Source organism: Streptomyces bambusae, assembly GCF_019400985.1.
Taxonomy (GTDB): Bacteria; Actinomycetota; Actinomycetes; order Streptomycetales; family Streptomycetaceae; genus Streptomyces; species Streptomyces bambusae_A.
Window position 1 is genome coordinate 1 of the sequence record NZ_WTFF01000522.1, and the last position, 3,073, is coordinate 3,073.

The 3,073-nt window shown below is 76.0% G+C and carries 3 protein-coding genes; 2 read left to right on the forward strand and 1 reads right to left on the reverse strand.

Annotated features, from left to right (window positions below; all coding sequences use genetic code 11):
• A partial coding sequence (locus tag GPJ59_RS35020) for an MFS transporter (RefSeq protein WP_258025389.1) occupies positions 1 to 1,596 on the forward strand: 1,596 nt, incomplete at its 5' end.
• Between the two features lie 140 nt (positions 1,597 to 1,736).
• Positions 1,737 to 2,657, forward strand: coding sequence for a hypothetical protein (locus GPJ59_RS35025; RefSeq protein WP_258025390.1), 921 nt, complete (start codon positions 1,737 to 1,739; stop codon positions 2,655 to 2,657).
• 115 nt (positions 2,658 to 2,772) lie between these two features.
• Here GPJ59_RS35025 and GPJ59_RS35030 read toward each other — a convergent pair.
• Positions 2,773 to 3,073 (reverse strand): CGNR zinc finger domain-containing protein (locus GPJ59_RS35030; RefSeq protein ID WP_219672103.1); only part of this gene is annotated, 301 nt, incomplete at its 5' end.

Here is a 3,073-nt window from a genome sequence, read left to right on the forward strand (position 1 = left end):
GCACAAGCCGGGGCCGGCCGAACCGCATCGGCGACACAGGCAACGGTCGGCACGACCACACCGGCGGCACAGGTCGGGGCCCCGCCCGGCGCGGCGGCCAAGGCCGCGGCGCGGCCGCGGGGGGCGGTTGTTGCCGCGCTCATGCTCGCCATGGCGCTCGCCGCCCTCGAAGGCACCATCGTCGCCACCGCCGTACCCCAGGTCGTCGGCGACCTCGGCGGGTTCTCCGTCTTCTCCTGGCTCTTCTCCGGCTACCTCCTCGCCGTCACCGTCACCCTGCCCGTCTACGGCAAGCTCTCCGACACCTTCGGCCGCAAGCCGGTCCTGCTCTTCGGCACGGGCCTGTTCCTGGCGGGCTCCCTGCTGTGCTCGCTCGCCTGGAACATGGCCGCGCTGATCGCCTTCCGCGTGGTCCAGGGCCTCGGCGGCGGCGCGCTCCAGGGCACCGTGCAGACCCTGGCCGCCGACCTCTACCCGCTGGGGGACCGCCCGAAGATCCAGGCCCGGATGTCCACCGTCTGGGCCGCCTCCGCCCTCGGCGGCCCGGCACTCGGCGGGCTGCTCGCCGCGTACGCCCACTGGCGGTGGATCTTCCTGCTCAACCTGCCCGTCGGCGCGCTCGCCCTGTGGCTGCTCCACCGCCACCTGCACGAGCCCGCCCGCTCCCCCGCCGCCGCCCGCGGCCGCACCGACTGGGCCGGCGCGCTGGCGGTGTTCGCCTGCGGCGGCGTACTGCTGTTCGCCGTGGTGCAGGGCGGGGTCGCCTGGCCCTGGCTGTCCGCGCCCTCCCTGTCCCTGCTGGCCGTAAGCGCCGCCCTCGCGCTGCTCGTCGTACGGATCGAACGCCGGGCCGAGGAACCCGTGCTGCCCGGCTGGGTGTGGCGCCGGCGCACGATCGCCGCCGTCAACCTCGCCATGGCGGCCCTGGGCCTGGTCATGGTCGCGCCGATGGTCTTCGTACCGATGTACGCCCAGTCCGTGCTCGGCCTGGACCCGGTCGGCGCCGGCTTCGTCATGTCCGGCATGGCCCTGACCTGGCCGATCACGGCGGCCTTCAGCCAGCACGTCTACCGGCGCATCGGGTTCCGGGGCAGCGCGGTGGTCGGCATCGGGATCGCCTGCGCCGTGCTGTTCTCCTTCACCCTGTTGCCCCACCCGGCACGGCCCTGGCAGCCCGCCCTGGTCATGCTGCTGCTGGGCGCGGGCCTGGGGCTGTTCCAGCTGCCGCTGATCGTCGGGGTCCAGTCCACCGTCGGCTGGGCCGAGCGCGGCACCACCACCGCCTCGGTCCTCTTCTGCCGCCAGGTCGGCCAGAGCCTCGGCGCGGCCCTGTTCGGCGCGATCGCCAACCTCACCATCACCGCGCGCCTCGCCGACACCCCCGGCGCGGGCCTGCCGACCCGGCTGGACGACGTCTCCAAGGCGCTGGAACAGCCCGGGTCGATCCCCGCGGCGGCCGCCGACCAGCTGCGCGCGGCGATGGCGACGGCCGTGGACCACATCTTCGTGTGCGCGGCCGCGGCGGCACTGGCCGCGCTGCTGGTCCTGCTCCTGGTCGCGCCCCGGCGCTTCCCGGTCCTGCCGGACAACCTGTGACGGGCCGCCACTCCGGGGCGCCGTACGCGGCGCGGCCCGCATACGCCGCCCCGGAGTGGCGACTTGTCATGCTCGCGCTCGCGCGATAGACCGGTGGCGAGGGGCGCGGGCAGCACACGGGGACCACGGGGGGAACACACATGCTTTCGGCACTCTGGGCGCTGTGCACCCTGGCGGCCCTGGCCGGGCCGGCCGCGCTGCGCCTGCGCTCCAGGCCCGGCTTCCTGACCGGCCGCGACGGCCGGCTGTCCACCTCCACCACGCTGGCGTTCGCCTGGACGGTGATCCTGGTCTGGCTGCTGGTGACGATCCTGGGCTGGGGCCTGGTCGCGGGCGGCGGCACCGCGTACTTCACCGGCCCGCACGGCCCGCTGGACTCGCTGGCCACCGTGTACCTGCCGCTGCTCGGCGGCCCGTACGCGGCCCTGATCGCCGCCAAGACGGTGGTCGGCCTCCGCGTCCAGCAGGGCACCCTCGACAAGCCCGCCCTCGGCCCCGGCGAGCCGCCCCGGGCACGCGACCTGATCTCCAACGACAGCGGCCGCACCGACCTGGTCGACCTGCAGTACGTCGTGCTCAGCGTCGTCACCATGGCCTACGTCGTCACCTTCTTCCTGGCCGACGTCGGCGCCGGGCTGCCCGACCTGCCCGACCAGATCTGGGCCCTCACGGGCGCCCCGGCGGGCGCGTACCTGGTCAACAAGCTGGCCGCCCGCCCCAACCCGGTCATCACCCGCGTCACCCGGCGCGGGGGCGCGTACGTCATCGAGGGCGGCGGTTTCGCGGCCGACGCCACGCACGGCAACCCGAAGGTGACCATCGACGGCCGCCCCCCGGTCGACGCTCCCCCCACCCCGGAGGGCACCCTCGTCGTCCCGGCCCCCCGCACCTCACCGGAAGCGGCGACCCCCACCGCGCCGGCCGCGCAGCCGGAGGCGGGGGCCACGGCTCCGGCCCCGCCGGCAACCGCCACCCCGGACGGCTCCGACCTCCCGGTCACGATCCACGTCACGGCACGGGGCCTGCGCAGCGACCCCTACCACTACGACCCGAAGGCGTAACTCCCCGCGGCACGCGACGCGCAGGCGACGCGCAGGCGACGCGCACCCGGCACGCCACGCGCCACGCACCCGGGCCGCACGCCACGCACCCGACGCGCGCACCCGACGCACGCGCTCAGCCGTCGCCCTTGTGCCGCGCGTAGTACCGGGCCACCCGGGCCCGGTTGCCGCAGACCGCGGCCACGCACCAGCGGCGCCGGGGGTGGGCGGGCAGGAAGAGCAGGACGCAGTCCGCGCCCTCGCACTCCCGTACGTCGGCCACCCGCGGATCGGCCAGCAGGTCCACCGCCGCCTCGGCCAGCTCCGCGGCCAGTCGTCCGGCGGGCGTGCCCGCGCGGTGGACGGTCACGGCGGGGCCGTCCGCGGTCCAGGCCAGCTCGCGGTGGGCGGGGGCGGCGGCGAGGGCGGCGTTCAGC